Annotated in this window: 17 protein-coding genes; 1 reads left to right on the forward strand and 16 read right to left on the reverse strand. The window is 53.3% G+C overall.

Going from position 1 to position 14,466, the window contains the following annotated elements:
* Positions 1-5: 5 nt before the first annotated feature.
* The 7 genes from spoVAE to ACI6NM_RS04165 form a co-directional block, all read right to left on the reverse strand.
* Positions 6-362 carry a stage V sporulation protein AE gene (gene spoVAE, locus ACI6NM_RS04135; RefSeq protein WP_022273757.1) on the reverse strand — a complete coding sequence of 119 codons (357 nt, stop codon included), beginning with the start codon at positions 360-362 and terminating at the stop codon, positions 6-8.
* A 28-nt stretch (positions 363-390) separates the two neighbouring features.
* Complete coding sequence (locus ACI6NM_RS04140; RefSeq protein ID WP_262428001.1) at positions 391-1,428, reverse strand: stage V sporulation protein AD; 1,038 nt, start codon at positions 1,426-1,428, stop codon at positions 391-393.
* Positions 1,429-1,758: 330 nt separating this feature from the next.
* Positions 1,759-3,357 (reverse strand): ABC transporter substrate-binding protein, encoded by a 1,599-nt coding sequence (locus tag ACI6NM_RS04145; protein ID WP_262428002.1) that lies wholly within the window; start codon positions 3,355-3,357, stop codon positions 1,759-1,761.
* Between the two features lie 184 nt (positions 3,358-3,541).
* Complete coding sequence (locus tag ACI6NM_RS04150) at positions 3,542-3,793, reverse strand: TIGR03905 family TSCPD domain-containing protein (protein ID WP_158358475.1); 252 nt, start codon at positions 3,791-3,793, stop codon at positions 3,542-3,544.
* An 18-nt stretch (positions 3,794-3,811) separates the two neighbouring features.
* Entirely contained in the window at positions 3,812-5,536 is a 1,725-nt protein-coding gene (locus ACI6NM_RS04155) for an ABC transporter ATP-binding protein (protein ID WP_262428003.1), read from the reverse strand.
* Entirely contained in the window at positions 5,533-7,194 is a 1,662-nt protein-coding gene (locus tag ACI6NM_RS04160) for an ABC transporter ATP-binding protein (RefSeq protein ID WP_262428004.1), read from the reverse strand. The genes ACI6NM_RS04155 and ACI6NM_RS04160 overlap by 4 nt, the downstream gene beginning before the upstream one ends.
* Before the next feature lie 130 nt (positions 7,195-7,324).
* Positions 7,325-8,233, reverse strand: coding sequence for a GHKL domain-containing protein (locus tag ACI6NM_RS04165; protein ID WP_262428005.1), 909 nt, complete (start codon positions 8,231-8,233; stop codon positions 7,325-7,327).
* 352 nt (positions 8,234-8,585) lie between these two features.
* Between ACI6NM_RS04165 and ACI6NM_RS04170 the strand changes: the two genes are divergently transcribed.
* Positions 8,586-8,723, forward strand: a complete 138-nt coding sequence (locus tag ACI6NM_RS04170) for a hypothetical protein (protein ID WP_262428006.1) — start codon at positions 8,586-8,588, stop codon at positions 8,721-8,723.
* A gap of 148 nt (positions 8,724-8,871) precedes the next feature.
* On the opposite strand, the gene ACI6NM_RS04175 is transcribed toward ACI6NM_RS04170, so the two are convergent.
* The 9 genes from ACI6NM_RS04175 to ACI6NM_RS04215 all read right to left on the reverse strand — a co-directional run bounded on the left by ACI6NM_RS04175 (position 8,872) and on the right by ACI6NM_RS04215 (position 14,466).
* Complete coding sequence (locus ACI6NM_RS04175) at positions 8,872-9,636, reverse strand: LytR/AlgR family response regulator transcription factor (RefSeq protein WP_262428007.1); 765 nt, start codon at positions 9,634-9,636, stop codon at positions 8,872-8,874.
* A gap of 232 nt (positions 9,637-9,868) precedes the next feature.
* The gene (locus tag ACI6NM_RS04180; RefSeq protein ID WP_262428008.1) at positions 9,869-10,327 is read right to left on the reverse strand and encodes a SpoVA/SpoVAEb family sporulation membrane protein; all 459 of its coding nucleotides are present in this window, start codon (positions 10,325-10,327) and stop codon (positions 9,869-9,871) included.
* Positions 10,327-10,752, reverse strand: a complete 426-nt coding sequence (locus tag ACI6NM_RS04185) for a stage V sporulation protein AB (protein ID WP_022273752.1) — start codon at positions 10,750-10,752, stop codon at positions 10,327-10,329. The genes ACI6NM_RS04180 and ACI6NM_RS04185 overlap by 1 nt, the downstream gene beginning before the upstream one ends.
* Positions 10,742-11,371 (reverse strand): stage V sporulation protein AA, encoded by a 630-nt coding sequence (locus ACI6NM_RS04190; RefSeq protein ID WP_158358482.1) that lies wholly within the window; start codon positions 11,369-11,371, stop codon positions 10,742-10,744. The genes ACI6NM_RS04185 and ACI6NM_RS04190 overlap by 11 nt, the downstream gene beginning before the upstream one ends.
* Entirely contained in the window at positions 11,368-11,520 is a 153-nt protein-coding gene (locus ACI6NM_RS04195) for a hypothetical protein (protein WP_022273750.1), read from the reverse strand. The genes ACI6NM_RS04190 and ACI6NM_RS04195 overlap by 4 nt, the downstream gene beginning before the upstream one ends.
* 50 nt (positions 11,521-11,570) lie before the next feature.
* On the reverse strand, positions 11,571-12,290 hold the full coding sequence (locus ACI6NM_RS04200) for a SigB/SigF/SigG family RNA polymerase sigma factor (protein ID WP_262428009.1): 720 nt from the start codon (positions 12,288-12,290) through the stop codon (positions 11,571-11,573).
* Positions 12,291-12,295: 5 nt separating this feature from the next.
* Entirely contained in the window at positions 12,296-12,721 is a 426-nt protein-coding gene (spoIIAB, locus tag ACI6NM_RS04205) for an anti-sigma F factor (protein ID WP_262428010.1), read from the reverse strand.
* Positions 12,718-13,074 (reverse strand): STAS domain-containing protein, encoded by a 357-nt coding sequence (locus ACI6NM_RS04210; RefSeq protein ID WP_262428011.1) that lies wholly within the window; start codon positions 13,072-13,074, stop codon positions 12,718-12,720. The genes spoIIAB and ACI6NM_RS04210 overlap by 4 nt, the downstream gene beginning before the upstream one ends.
* An 87-nt stretch (positions 13,075-13,161) precedes the next feature.
* Positions 13,162-14,466 (reverse strand): tetratricopeptide repeat protein, encoded by a 1,305-nt coding sequence (locus ACI6NM_RS04215; RefSeq protein ID WP_262428012.1) that lies wholly within the window; start codon positions 14,464-14,466, stop codon positions 13,162-13,164.

Raw genomic sequence — 14,466 nt, forward strand, 5'->3', positions numbered from 1 at the left:
CCGTTTTATCCCTTCATCTTCGGCTTAAATACCAGGGAGCCCAGATACCCAAATACAAGGGCTCCGGAGATTCCCACGGCGCTGGCTGTAAAGCCGCCTTTGAAGATCCCCAGGATCCCATCCTCACCCATGGCCCTGGCGATCCCCTTCCAGAGCGTGTTCCCAAAGCCTGTTAATGGAACCGTGGCTCCGGCCCCGGCCCACTGGGCAAAGGGCTCATAGATCCCCAGAAACCCCAGGACCGCTCCTGTGACCACCAGGGACACCATGATCCTGCCCGGCATCAGCTTTGTCCGGTCCAGCAGAAGCTGCACCGCCGCGCAGATCAGTCCTCCCACCAGAAACGCCCGTATATATTCCATTACACATCCGCCTTTCTTTCCGTTTTATTTACTTTCTTCCTTCATCCATGCGTTCCAGGACCACCCCATGGGCGATGCCTGGGACGCTTTTTCCTTCATTGAAGCTGACCGTGGAAAGCAGGGCTCCTGTGGGCATAAAAAGGACCCGCTTCCACTCTCCCTGCTGGATCCGGGGAAGGATATAGCCGCAGAGCACCGCAGCCGAGCAGCCGCAGCCGCTTCCTCCTGCGTGGGTATCCTGGGTGCTGCCGTCAAAGATCTCAATGCCGCAGTCCATGTACCGGCTTTCGATGTCATGGCCTGCCTTTAAGAGATAATCCAGCAGCAGTCTGCGGCCCACAGTTCCCAGATCCCCGGTGATGATCTGGTCATAATATCTCTCGTCCACTCCCAGGTCTTTAAAATTGGTGACAATGGTATCCAGTGCGGCCATGGCCATGGCTGCCCCCATGTTCATGGAATCCTTAAAATCCATGTCCACGATCTTTCCTGTGGTGATCCCGGCCACCCGGGCCAGCGGGCTCCCTCCTCCGCCTTTTCCCAGGACCACGGCCCCGCAGCCGGTGACGGTCCATGTGGCAGAAAGCGGCCTCTGGTTCCCATACTCCAGGGGGAAGCGGAACTGCTTTTCCGCCGATGCAAAATGGCTGGAGGCCGTTACCAGCACCCGGTCGGCAAAATCTCCGGCCACGGTCATGGAGCCCAGCTGAAGGCCCTCCCCCATGGTGGAACAGGCCCCGTAGAGCCCGAACAGGGGGAATTCCAGGTCCATGCTCCCGAAGGAGGTGGCGATCAGCTGGGCCAGGAGATCGCCTCCAAAATAATACCGGATCTCCTCCTTATCCAGCCCGCTCTTTTCAATGGCCAGCCGTGCGGTCCTGGTCTGGAGCTCGCTTTCCGCCTCCTCCCAGGTCCGTTTCCCCAGCATGGAATCCATCTCGATCCGGTCAAAATATTTTCCCAGGGGCCCCTCCCCTTCCTTCTTTCCCACCACCGAAGCGGCGGAAAGGATCAGAGGAGGATCTTCAAATAACAGGCTGGCCTTTCCTCTTTTACTCGTTCCCATATTTCCATCGCCTTTCCATTTCGATTCTTTATCTTCCAGTATTCCCGGCTTTCATGGAAAATATGTCCCGGAGGAGCTGAACCGTATTCTGGCAGACGTATAAAGGAGATCGGACTTCCAGGCTTTTCATTACAGACATGATGTGTTTTTCAAATGCCCCATCAACATATAAAACTTATACGCTCATTTTACCACAAAAAATAAATTTACAGCCAGAGTCTATTGTAATGAATCAAAGGGAAAACGGCATAGAAAAGCCCTGGGGCCCTTCCACAAGGAGGACACCCCAAGGCTGGCTCTTTTCTGTGTCTGGCTGTATTGGGAAACTTCCTATTCCCAGCTCATTTTGTGATAATATGTAGATCCTGCTGCGTTGATGTTGAAGCCCTTCAGGCCCTTCTTATACGCACGGATATTGTTTCTTACGAACAGGGGAGCCTGCGGGCAAAGCTCATTGATCGCGTCGCTCAGCTCTGTGACTGCCTTCTCGTTCTCCTCCGGATCCAGGGTCGCCTGAACCTTCTCGATCAGGGCGTCGATCTCCGGATTGTTAAGCCTGGTCTTATTGGAGCCGTTGATGGACATGGAGTGGTAAACGCCCTGGGAAAATGCCAGAACAGAGGAGGCTGTGTAGTTTCCAATGGCTGCCTGGTAATCTCCCGTTGCGGTCACATCCAGATATGTGGCCAGGTCCATGGACTCCAGGGTGGTCTCGATCCCCAGATTTTCCTTCAGACAGCTCTGGATCACCTGGCCCTGGCGGAGCTTCATATCGTCAGAGCAGATGATAGCGAAGCCGCAGTCAGCCGGATCCAGGCCGGAGGCTGCAAAATATTCCTTGGCCTTTTCCACATCGTAGGTCATGGCTCCCGTGTCGGTAACGCCGTTGAAGCAGCCGGGAAGCATGGAATCGCTGACGCTTCCGGTTCCCTGTAAGGATACCTGGATCACAGCCTCTTTATCGATGGCGGAGGCGATGGCTCTTCTGAAATCTGCATTATTAAAGGGAGCGATCTCATTGTTGACCATCATCCACTGATGGGTGGTTCCTGCCTCGTTGAACACTTCCAGATCCGGATCTTCCATAAGACGGGTAAGGTCTGTGGTCTCCACGTCTACCACCAGATCCACCTCTCCGGTCTCCAGGGCCATGGTACGGGAAGAGCCCTCCGGGATCACCTTCCAGATCACATGCTTGATGGGAGCTACGCCGCCCCAGTAATCCTCAAAGGCCTCGTATTCGATGCTCTCGCCCTTCTTCCATTCCACCAGCTTATATGGGCCGGTTCCGATGGGCTCTTTATTGAAGTCGTGGCCGCTCTCGATCAGATCTGCCGGAAGGACTGCGTTTCCATGGTGGCAGAGGTCATAAAGGAGGCCGGACTGGGGCCCGTCTGTGGTGATCTTGATGGTATAGTCATCCACGATCTCTACTGTACCGGTGGACTGGCCGTACTGGGAAACCTGTGGGGATTCCTTACAGAGATCCAGGGATGCCTTCACGTCTCTGGCCTTCATTTCCTGTCCATTATGGAATTTCACGCCTTTTCTTAAATGGAACAGCCACTCCGTATCGCTTACGATTTCGTAGCTCTCGCACAGGGAGGGCTGGGGAGAAAGATCGTCTCCGGTGGAGAACAGGCGGTCATGGGTCATGGTATTCAGATAATCTCCCGCCGTTGCGTTATGCAGATGTGTGGTCATGCTGGGTGTTTCATTGGCTGTGGCGATGATCAGCGTATCCTTTGCAGCAGCGCTGCTGTCCTCGGTCTTTCCAGCTTCCTGGGACTCTCCGGCTTCGGTCTTCTCCGTTTCGGCGGAGGCGCTTTCACCCTCCTTGGGAGCAGGACTTCCGCAGCCTGTAAATAAACCTGCTGCCATTGTCAGTGCCAGAGCAGACGCAAGTCTGCGCATCTGTTTTTTCCTCATACTCGTTCTCCTTTTCTTTTTCATTTTTATTTGCATGCCGCGACACAATGCACTTTGTTATAATTTAAAAAATTTATACATTTTGAATTTTTTATTCAAATAATCATTCCTCACTCCATAAATATAGCAAATATCAACAAATAAATCAAGTAAATTCTTAAAATTTTTACATTTTTAACAAAAGCTATACCTGAAGTGTCTTTTCCAGCGCCAGGGCAAACTGATGCGGACAAGAGTTATTATTATGGCAGTCGATCCCCTTACATAAACGGATCAGTTCCTCTGGAGCCCGTCCATCGGCCAGTCTGGCGATCCCCTGGACATTTCCTTTACAGCCGCCGTGAAACTGTACATGGTACACCCGCCCGTCTTCCAGATCAAATTCGATTTTACTGGCGCATACGCCTTCAGTTTTATAAACGATATGTTTTTTCATTGTGATTTTTCCTCCTATTTAACAATTCCCGGCCTGCTGCCGGTCATACAGCCTCCTGTATGTTCCACAGGTTTCATACAGGGTGTCGTGATCTCCCTCCCCGCAGACAGTCCCCCGGTCCAGAACAACGATATGTCCAGCCTGTCGGGCTGCGTTCATATCATGGGTGACGATGACGCAGGACCGGCACTTCCTCTGGTCCCGGATATGGTCCTGGACCTCTGACGCATGGACAGGATCCAGATGGCAGACAGCCTCATCCAACAAAAGCACCTCGGGATCCTGGGCCAGCGCTCTTGTGAGTGCAAGCCTCTGCCGCTCCCCAGCAGAAAAACGGTTTCCCATTTCTCCTGTCTCCGACTGGAATTTCTTTGGAAGCTGGCAGATGAATCCGTAGGAGCAGGCCTGTCTGGCAGCCGCTTCTATCTGCCCTTCAGAGGGCGACTGGCGGGAGCCATAGACCAGATTACTTAAAAGGGAGCCGGACAGAAGGGGCGAATTCTGGGAGACCATCCGGAACCTGCTCCTCCAGTCCCTTAAGCGGAAATCCCCGATCTCCTTTTCCCCCAGTAAGATACAGCCTTCATCAGGAACAAAAAACCGCTCCAGCAGCTGAAGGACCGTGGTTTTCCCCGAGCCGCTGGGGCCCACGATGGCCGTGGTGGTTCCTGCCGGGACCGTAAACGTAGCACGGGATAAGACAGGCCTGTCCCCATAACGGAAAGAAACGTCCTGGAACCGGATATCCTGGCACAGCGTCTCCAGGGAGTCCCCCTTCTGTAAATCCTCGGCCGGTTCCAGAAGAAGCTGTCCAGCCCGCATACTGGCCCCCTGGGTCTCCTTCAGCGTCTGGTATGCGAAAATATACTGGATCGCAAAGACCGGGAGCATTTCCAGATACATATAAATCGTAATAAATTCTCCGGATTCCAGTTCTCCCCGGCTGATCAGAAACCCTCCGTAGATCAGGAAAAGGGCCTTTAAGAAGGCTTCACTGGTATAGATAAACGGCTGGGAAAAAAGGTTTACCCTGGCCTGATACAGGTCTGCCTCATACTGCCGCCGGGCGGCCTCCCGTCCTTTTTCTAATTCTGTAAGCTCCTCCCCATGGATCCTGATACCCCTGATATTGGAAAGCCGCTCCGCAATGACGGCTGTAAAATCAGAAAACCGCTCCTGGGTACGGCAGCTGGCTCTGAAAGCAAAACGTCCCGTCACAACGGATACCAGGATCAGCCAGGGAATGACCACAGCCATGGCGGCCACCATCCGTGGACTCATATGGTATACGTTTTTCAGCATAAGGAAAATCGTCCAGGTATTGGTGAGCACGCCAATGCAGCTGGAGATCCCATAGCTGATTCCGGAGGTATCCTGGGTGATACGGCTGATCAGGGAAGAAGGCTTATACGTCTGATATATGGTCATGGGAAGATATAAAAAATGTTCCCATATTTTTTTCCGAAGGACCCGGTCTGTATGAAGGCTGATCCAGGAGCCGAATACCGTGGAAAAAAAGGCAAGCAGCATGGAGAAAACCGTGATCCCCACATAATCCGCCAGCAGTCCCTTATCAAAAATCTCTCCCTGCATAATGGCTCCGGTCATCTGTGGAAGACGGACTGTGACCATGGAAATGAGAAGGCTAAAAATAAAGTCGGCCAGATACCAGATCCATGGGATCCCGCAGGCAGACAAAATATGGGCCAATGGCTTCCAGGACTGATCATTTTTTCGTTTCATAGTAAACTCCTTTCTGGAACAGACGGACCGGATTCCTGTCCTTTCAGTACGATGATCTGATCGGCGTCTTTAACGGCAGACCTTCTGTGGGCGATGACCAGGGTGGTCCGCCCTTTTCTAAGACGGGCCAGGGCCAGCTCTACCATATATTCTGATTCCGGATCGAGATTTGCAGTCACTTCATCCAGAAGCAGGATCCTGGGATTTTGAAGAAAGAGCCTGGCAAGGGAAAGCCTCTGGCGCTGGCCGCCGGAAAGCCCGCTGCCATTTTCGCCCAGCCGTGTCATAAGGCCATGGGGCATGGCGCTGATAAACTCCTCACAGCAGGAGTCCTGTATGGCCCGGCAGAGCTCCTGGTCTGTAACGGGCCTGTGGACACCGTAAAGGATATTTTCCCGGATCGTCCCAGAAAAAAGGAAGGGAGCCTGGGGAGCGTAACCGATCATACGCCTCCATTCCTCCAGAGGAAAAGAAGAAATATCCCTGCCGCCGATCCGGATCATTCCCCGGTCCGGGGTATAAAAGCGTTCCAGAAGCTGGAAAACGGTGGTTTTTCCAGCCCCGCTGGACCCAATGAGCGCCGTCATTTTTCCCTCTGCGGCTGTAAAGGTAAGATGTTCCAGGACCGGCTTCTCTCCATAGGAAAACGTCACGTCCCGGAAGCTTATATCCCCCTGGACAAAGCCTGAATCAGCGGAAGAGCCAGAGGTTTCTGTGGATTCCTCCATAAGCTCCGTGATCCGGCGGACGGCTCCCTGGGCAGACTTGACCGTGGTCCATATACTCATGATCCTGGAAAAAGAGTTCAGAAGATTCTGGGAGTATAGGTAAAATGCCACCCATACGTCAATGGTGATCTCTTTACGGGAGATCATCCACAATCCCAGTCCGATCATGGCTGCCGTATGGATCAGGGAAGCGAGGTTTTTCAGCTGGAGCAGGAGCGTATTGATCAGAGATCTGAAAAAATCCGCCTGGAACAGCTGGCTGATCCAGCCTGATCCCCGTTTTGTCTCCCATTCTTCTGCACAAAAGCCTTTTACAAGAGCCGGACTGGACAGGATCTCAGACAGGTGGCCCGTAAGCCCTGCGATCTTTTCCTGGATCTTCTGGTTCCATGAAAACTGGATCCTTCCCTGCCAAACTCCAAGACCATACAGAAACGGTATCATAACGGCTTCCAGGGCGGCCAGCTTCCAGTGATAGGAAAACAGGATCCCAAAGGCTCCAAAAAACATATAAAGCGACGATAATACGTTTCCAGGAAGAGTGGCTGTCAGGTCGCTGAGCTTTGAAGTATCCTGTGTGATGCGGCTGATCAGATTCCCGGATGGCTGGCCGTCGAAAAAAGGGACCGGCAGCCGGAGGATCTGTCCCCATATCATTTCCCGGAAGCGTAACGTCACCTTCGCACTGGCAGCTGCCAGCACAAACTGGTTTACGGAGGTGACGAACGCCTGGCCAAGGACAACAGCGGCCACCATGAGGGCCATGGTCTGATTTATGTTTCCCTGCATGATCTGCTGGGTATATGAAGGAAACAGCAGATACAGCTGGCTGGCCGATATGGACAGCAGCGTATAGAGCAGGATATAAAAATATGGCAGTCTGGCCTGGTGCAGCAGGCAGAAAAATGGTTTCCAGATTGGTTGTTTCATAAGCGTTGTCTCCTTTCATCTGCCCGATCATAACACAAAAGGCCAGATCTTTGGGGGATCTGGCCCGAATGGTATAAGGGACGTCATGAAAAGGAAACTGCCGGCCGGGTTCAGGACAATTTCTGTATGTTCAGGACAAAGGGTGGTCCCATGATAATGTAAGGCTCTGGATAAAGGTGTCTTCCAACAGGCAGGAATTCAATGCGGCGTTGCGGTAGGCCTCTAAAAGTTCCTGGACGATGGCCAGGCCTCTTCCCCTCCCGTTTCCTTTGGTACTTTCTCCTGTATGGACTCCTCTCTGCATGGTCTGGCGGGTAACAGAATTTCTGATGGTATAGGAGCAGCCATAGGGCTTTCCTGTGATGCGGATCTCGATCATACCTCCAGGGACCAGAAGAGCTTCCTCAATGGCGTTGTCCATCAGGATCCCAAGGATACGGGTCAGGTCGATGGGATCCATGCCCGCCTGCCACTCTTCGGGAAGGACCTGGACCATCATGGAAATGGATGCCTTCTGCTGTAAGGCCTGGGAAACCTTCAAAAAGAAAAATGCCCGCAGCGGCTCAGAGGGCAACTGACAGATGGAGGAAAGCAGCTCGCTCTGGCGGATGGTGTCCTGGGCATAGGGATAGATCCTTTTCCAGAAAAAGTCCTTCATTTCCTGATTTTCACTTTCATTCACGAAATTTCCCATAGTAAAGAAAATATTTTTAATGTCGTGGCGGATATCCTGCATCGCCGAAAGGGTCCCTCTGAGATTCTGGTAATAGGAAGCGAGACCTTCTTTTTCCAGCTGGCTGAAGGACGCGTAATCTTTATAAAAGGCCACCCGGAACAGCAGCCGGAAAAACAGGAGCTGGATCGCCAGGAAAACCAGGCATAAGGCCGGAAATAAGAGAAACACCAGCATATTCTGGGAGGACATAATGGAAAAGGGCAGGAACATGGCTGTACAAAACGAAAGAATCAGAGCGGAGCATAGAAAATAGTAGGATTCTATGGCCGGATATTTTTTCCCGAGCTGATTCAGCCTTTCCACGGCATCCCCCAAACGATGGCGCAGAAAGCCAGACAGCTCCTGCTCCCAAAAGCAGATACAGCCCTGTGACGGCGACAAGCGCCAGCGCATGGTTTCCAAAGGCCTTCTGGAAAAAGGGAACGGCAAAATGGATGGCCAGGAAAAATCCATAGGCGGAAACAGACAGGACCACAAACGAGAGATAGCAGAAAAACTGGTTCCCCCGGAGGCTGTGAAGGCTCAGTCTGACAGCTGTATGATATGTACAGAAGATCAGCCAGAACAGCCAGAGATGCCCCAGCAGGACGGAGGTGGAATTGAACAGCCTTGCCGGAAACAGAAAAGCAGCAAAAAGGAACAGGAGATCCTCCGTATGGAATGGGATCAGGTCCAGAAGCCGGATCTGGACGGTCAGAAGGAATGCAAGAGCCACAGAAAGGAATACTTCCGAATGGATGCTGACCTTCCAGACAAAAAAAAGCTGGAAGAACGGCATCAGGAATGCGGCTGAAAGCGCCAGCAGTCTGGATCGGAAACGTTTTACAAGAAAAAGGATCCCGCATAAAAAGACAAAATGCAGAGCAAAAATGCCCAGCTCTTCCAGGACGTCCGGCAGCATCCGGGAAAAGGGCATATGGGAACCCTTGCTTGAAAAGATATCAACAACCATCGGAAAACTCCTTTCTTCTGATGCAGTATCCTGCCATCAGCTTTCTCTTTCCAAAAGCACAGGAGACCGCTTCGCCATTGGAAAGACGGAGCATGCCGTTCTCCAGGGAAAGCACATGGGACTGGTTGACCAGTACGGAGCGGTGGCATCTGATAAAGCGGTCCCCCAGCAGCTCCTGTGCGTGATCCATGGTGTCCCGCACTGTGACCGCAGAGCCGTCGAGGGTATGGTAGCAGATGGAATGGGCAACGGTTTTCACAGAATCCACATAGCAGATATCGTCGATGGGCAGCCGCACTGTTTCGTCGATCCCTAACGGGATCTCGATTGAGGGCCTGCATCCTCTCTCCTCCTTCCGGGGCGAGGCAAGCGTCAGATAGCGGCTGAATTCACGGACCATTTTCTCATGATCCAGGGACTTTTCAATAAAGCCAAGGGCCTGTATGCCGCTTTTCAGGATCTCCATCCCCTTATCTGTATGGCTGGTCACAAATACGATCTTTCCCTGGGGATCGGTCTGGTAGATCTGCCGGACCAGATCGATCCCGTTCAGCTCCTGCCTGCCCAGATCAAAATCCAGGAAATAGAGATAGGTCCCCGGATTTTTCTGTATAAAGCCCAGCAGTTCCCTGCCCGAAGCGGTAAGGCAGGCGATCCTGGCATTCTGTCCACAGCTTTCTATGGATCGCTTTAGCAGCTCGGAAATAGTATGGAGTGTAAAAGAATCATCATCACAGACAATCACAGGGAGCATAAAAAACCTCCTTCAGAATAACTGTTTTTATCGGGACCGGCTCCGTCGGACTCCGTTTATTATATCAGAAACCCTAAAAAATCCTATCTGTTATCCCGAAATTTCTGTCTGATCCTATGTGATCCCTTACCTTTACCGTCTGCCGGTCTTTCCCCAAAACAAAAAAAGATACCGTAAAAGCAGCGCCGCAGCCGCCTTTGCAGTATCCTTTTTTCCAGCTTCCGTACCCGGATCAGAGCGGAAGGAGCCCCAGGGCCTCTCCCATCCAGTATACCAGTCCCAGGGCCCAGCTGGCAAAGATCCCATACAGGATCACCGGACCGGCGATGGTAAAGATCTTACAGCCGATACCGAACACATGGCCCTCAGCCCGGTATTCGATGGCTGCGGCCGCCACAGAATTGGCAAAGCCTGTAATGGGCACCAGAGCTCCTGCGCCTGCGAATTTCACGATCCTCTGGTAAAGTCCAAGGCCCGTTAAGAGCACGCTGGCGGCAATAAGCGTTAAGGTGGTCCAGGCCGCAGCCGTCTCCTTCTCCATGCCCATGGTGCCGTAAAGGCCCAGACAGGCCTGTCCTATGGTGCAGACCGCCCCTCCCGCAAGAAATGCCCGTAGCATATTTTTTACAGTGCTGTGGACCGGGGTGATCTCCTTGACGTACGTTCCGTATTCTTTTTTCTCGATCTCCATCAGTTACCTCCAAATCCTCTGGAAAAATAGACCATGGCTCCTACGAATTTCCCGGCGGCAATGGAAAGGATCAGATACTGGATCCCCACCGCAAGCCCCAGACGCCGTCCCAGCACTGGAAGCGCCTTTAAGGTCTCTGCCAGGGACATCACCAGGCACCCCACGAACACTCCCAGGGCCAGTCCCCACAGGGCCAGGAACGCAGTTCCGGCTCCTGCCAGGGGCAGATGGAACAGGTCCATAAGGTTCCCGGCCGTTCCCCCCAGGATCAGCAGGGTCTCGTAAAGGATCACATGACATCTTGTGTGTGTCACTCCGATGAGCCGAGGAAACACGCCGATGATGGCCAGAAAGGCAAAAATCCCTGCGGCGATGACTCCTCCGGAGCTGAGTCCGATGAAGCAGAGAGCCAGCTTACCGTACATCGGTCTGCGCCTCCTTCCTTCCGGCATTCTGGATCAGGGCCTTATCCAGGTTCTCCTCATAAAGCCGCATCTCCACTTCAATGGGAGTCGGGTCCACGGTGATCTTCCAGGAAGCAAAATGGTTGAAAAACACCAGGATCCCCAGGGAAAGCCCCACTGAATACGAGATCTCCAGAACCGTGATCCCCTGGGGCTCTGCCCCCATGATGAGCCGGTAAAGATTTCCGAACACGTCGGTGACATTGGCGTCGTTATTGAAGGTCATGATGGCAAAGGCCGCTCCACAGAAGGAGACCGCCGATACAAAGGCCGTTTTCATCCACTGGAGGGCTGCTCTTCGCTTTATCTGTGGATTATATGAAACGATAAAATCCGTTTCCCCGACACTGTTTATCTGGATGGAGGAGCCAGTCCCTTCCAGCTCCTCCAGAAGATCCATGACACTCCCCACATAAGAGGCCTCCCGGTCCCGCTCCTTAAAGGATGTGACCTTAAGGGCCTTGATCCTGGCCTCCGCCGCCTTATTCCGGCAGTGGACCTGGGCGATATCCTTTACCCTTACCTCCGGCTCATGCACCTCTGTGCTCTGGGATATCTTTATATAGACCGTATCGCTCAAAGCTCCACCAGCTTCCCGTCCTCGTGGAAGACCAGGGTCCCCTCCGGTCCCTCCTCTGCTCCCTGCATGCCGCAGATCATATACCAGACCATAAATACAATGACAGCAAAAAACATTGCCGATGCAAAAATCTGAAGTCCGTGTTTCATTGGTCTCTCCTTCTTTCCTTTTATCCCTAGTATGCACAGACTCTGTTTTATTATTCCAGCATCCGCTCCCTTAGCTGCCTCAGGATCTTTTTTTCCAGTCTTGAGACCTGGACCTGGGAGATACCCAGCTCCGATGCAATGACGGTCTGTGTCTTATTCTCAAAATACCGTTTTAAGATGATCTGCTGCTCCTGCTCTCCCAGGTCCTTTAAAAGCGCCGTTAAGACCATACGGTTTAAGACCCGGTCATTCTCTGAATTTTTTTCTGCGATCCGGTCCATGAGACAGCCGCCGTTTTCATCATCCCGGCCCACAGGGCGGTAAATGGACTCCACCTCCGCCCCCGCCTCCAGGGATGCGGCCACCTCCTCGCGGCTGGCTCCCACCTCCCTTGCCAGCTCCTCGATGGTGGGCTCCCGGCCCAGGGAAAACTCCAGCCGTTCCCTGGCGGCCCCGGTCTTTGCGGCCAGCTCCTTTAAGGGACGGCTCACCTTGATCATGCCGTCGTCCCGGAGAAACCTCCGGATCTCTCCAGTGATCATGGGGACCGCATAGGTGGAAAGCTTTACATCCATGGACAGATCGAACTTGTCGATGGCCTTCATAAGCCCGATGCTCCCGATCTGGAACAGGTCCTCCAGCTCATAGCCGCGGCCCGCAAACCGCCGGACGATGCTCCAGATCAGTCCCATGTTCTCTGTAACCAGCGCATCCCTGGCTTCTTTATCTCCCTGGTGTGCCCGTCTGATGTACTCCATGGTGTCTGTCATCTGCGTCACCTGCCGATTTTCTTTCTCATGGTCACTGTGGTGCCGGAGCCTGGGGCGGACACCACCTCCACCTGATCCATAAAGGCCTCCATAAATGAAAAGCCCATGCCGGACCGCTCCCCGTCCGGTGCTGTGGTGTACATGGGCTCCATGGCCTTTGCCACATCCCGGATCCCCACGCCCTCATCCTGGACCAGCACCGTCAGAACGTCCTCCTCCACCGACACCTCCAGGGTAATGGTACCCTCTCCTCCCTGGTAGCCGTGGATCACCGCATTGGTCACTGCCTCAGACACTGCTGTCTTCACATCCTCGATCTCCTCCAGGGTCGGGTCCATGCGGCTTAAAAACACCGCCACCGCCACCCGGGCGAACTCCTCATTTTCTGATACACTGTCCATTTTTATGGTTACGACTTCTCTCTTTTTCATGGCATCTCCACCCCCTGGCCGCCAAAGGCCGCCTCTTCTGAATCATACATCTCCATCAGCGCCGGGATCCCGGCGATCTTTAACACCCGCAGTACCTGGGGACCTGCTCCGTAAAGACAGGTCTTCCCGCCGCTGGCCTTCATCTCCTTGTACCGGTTCAGCAGGATGCCGATACCAGAGCTGTCCATGAACTCCGTCCCTGTAAAATCAAAAAGGATCCTGGAAATATAATTTTCTGCCATGAGCAGATCCGTCTCATATTTCAGGTTCCGGCAGTTGTGGTGGTCCAGCTCCCTGGGCAGATGGATCACCAGGGTCCGGCCCTTGGCCTCATAAATAAATGATGGTTCCATACTATGTCTCCTTTCCTATGACATAAAAAAAGACCCTGCAGCTTTTCTTCTGTAAGGTCTTTTTCATCAGGCATGCGCCTGTCTCCGCTAATATCCCCGCTCTGCCCTGGCCGATTCCGCCAGCGGTGAATCGGCAAAGTTCATAATCACCTGGCCGAACAGCTGGTCCGCCGTCTCCTCATCGCCTTTGGTCTTATAGATCATGGCCATGTTGAAGATGATCTGGGGATTCTTATCGTTGATCTCCATATATTTTTCGTAGTAGTGAAGGGCCGTGTCATAATCTCCGGCCGCTGTGCTCTGGGCTCCCAGGCTTTCTAAGACCGCCGGGGCGCTGGCATTCATTTCTGCCTGGAGCTCTCCCAGGACGCCGGCCATGCTCTCATCGGTAATCTTACTCTGGTCCAGGCCGATATAAAGCTGTACTGCCGTCTGGATGTCTCCCTTCCTCCAGGCGTTTAGGATCTGTACCATGGTCCCGTACTGGGACAGGGTGCTGTCTGAATCGCCCATGAGGCTGCTTAGGTTTTCCTCCGCCGCCTCCTTTTCCTGGCGGTACTGGTCCGCCTCCTTCTGGAGACTGTCGGCCTTCTGGTTGGCCAGGTTCAGCTTATCGGCGTAGGCCCGCATCTCCTGGTTATGCTCATAATTCAGCGAACGCTCCCTGGCCGGCATCACCATAAACACCACCAGCACCGCCCCCAGGACCAGACCGATGGCAATGTTGATGATGGACTGCCAGCCGGTATTTTCCTTGTAGGTGGGCGGCAGGATCACGTCATCGTCCTGCATCTCCCGGTGGGAAAAGGCGTTTTTCATCTTCCGCTTTTCCACATCGGCCTTTCCGGTCCTGGATTTCACATATTCCATGTACCGCTGGGCCTTCTGGTTGGTCTTATCGATCTGTAAGACCTTAAAAAGGGACTTTCCCGCCTTTGTATGATCCCCGTGCTCCATATAAAGAAGGGCCAGGAGCAGATGGGCCTTTACAAAGTTGGGCTTTTCCTCCACGATCCGCTTCAGCTGCAGGACCGCCAGGTCGTCGCTGCCGCCCTGGGCATGGAACAGCGCCTGGTTATACTTTTTTATGGTCTGGCTGGCGATCTCCAGCTGGCCCGGCTTCCTCTGGACCTCATCCAGATAATGGTCCGCCCGGTTATTCTCCGGCTGGAGATTGATGCTGATGACCCACTGGGTCAGCGCATCAGAGGTCTCCCCCATCTCATAAAAGATCAGTCCCAGGAGATTCCTGGCGTCCGTATGATATTTGTTGAACTGCAGCGCCCTCTTCAGGTACAGCGCGGCCCCGGAAAGATCTCTTTCCTTCGCCATTTCCAGGCCGCGGTTATAGTAGCTGTTGGCCGCAAACTGGATCTTCTGCAAATAGTCCAT

The sequence above is a fragment of the Pilosibacter sp. YYHA0881 genome (assembly GCF_051602715.1).
GTDB lineage: Bacteria > Bacillota > Clostridia > Lachnospirales > Lachnospiraceae > Alitiscatomonas > Alitiscatomonas aceti.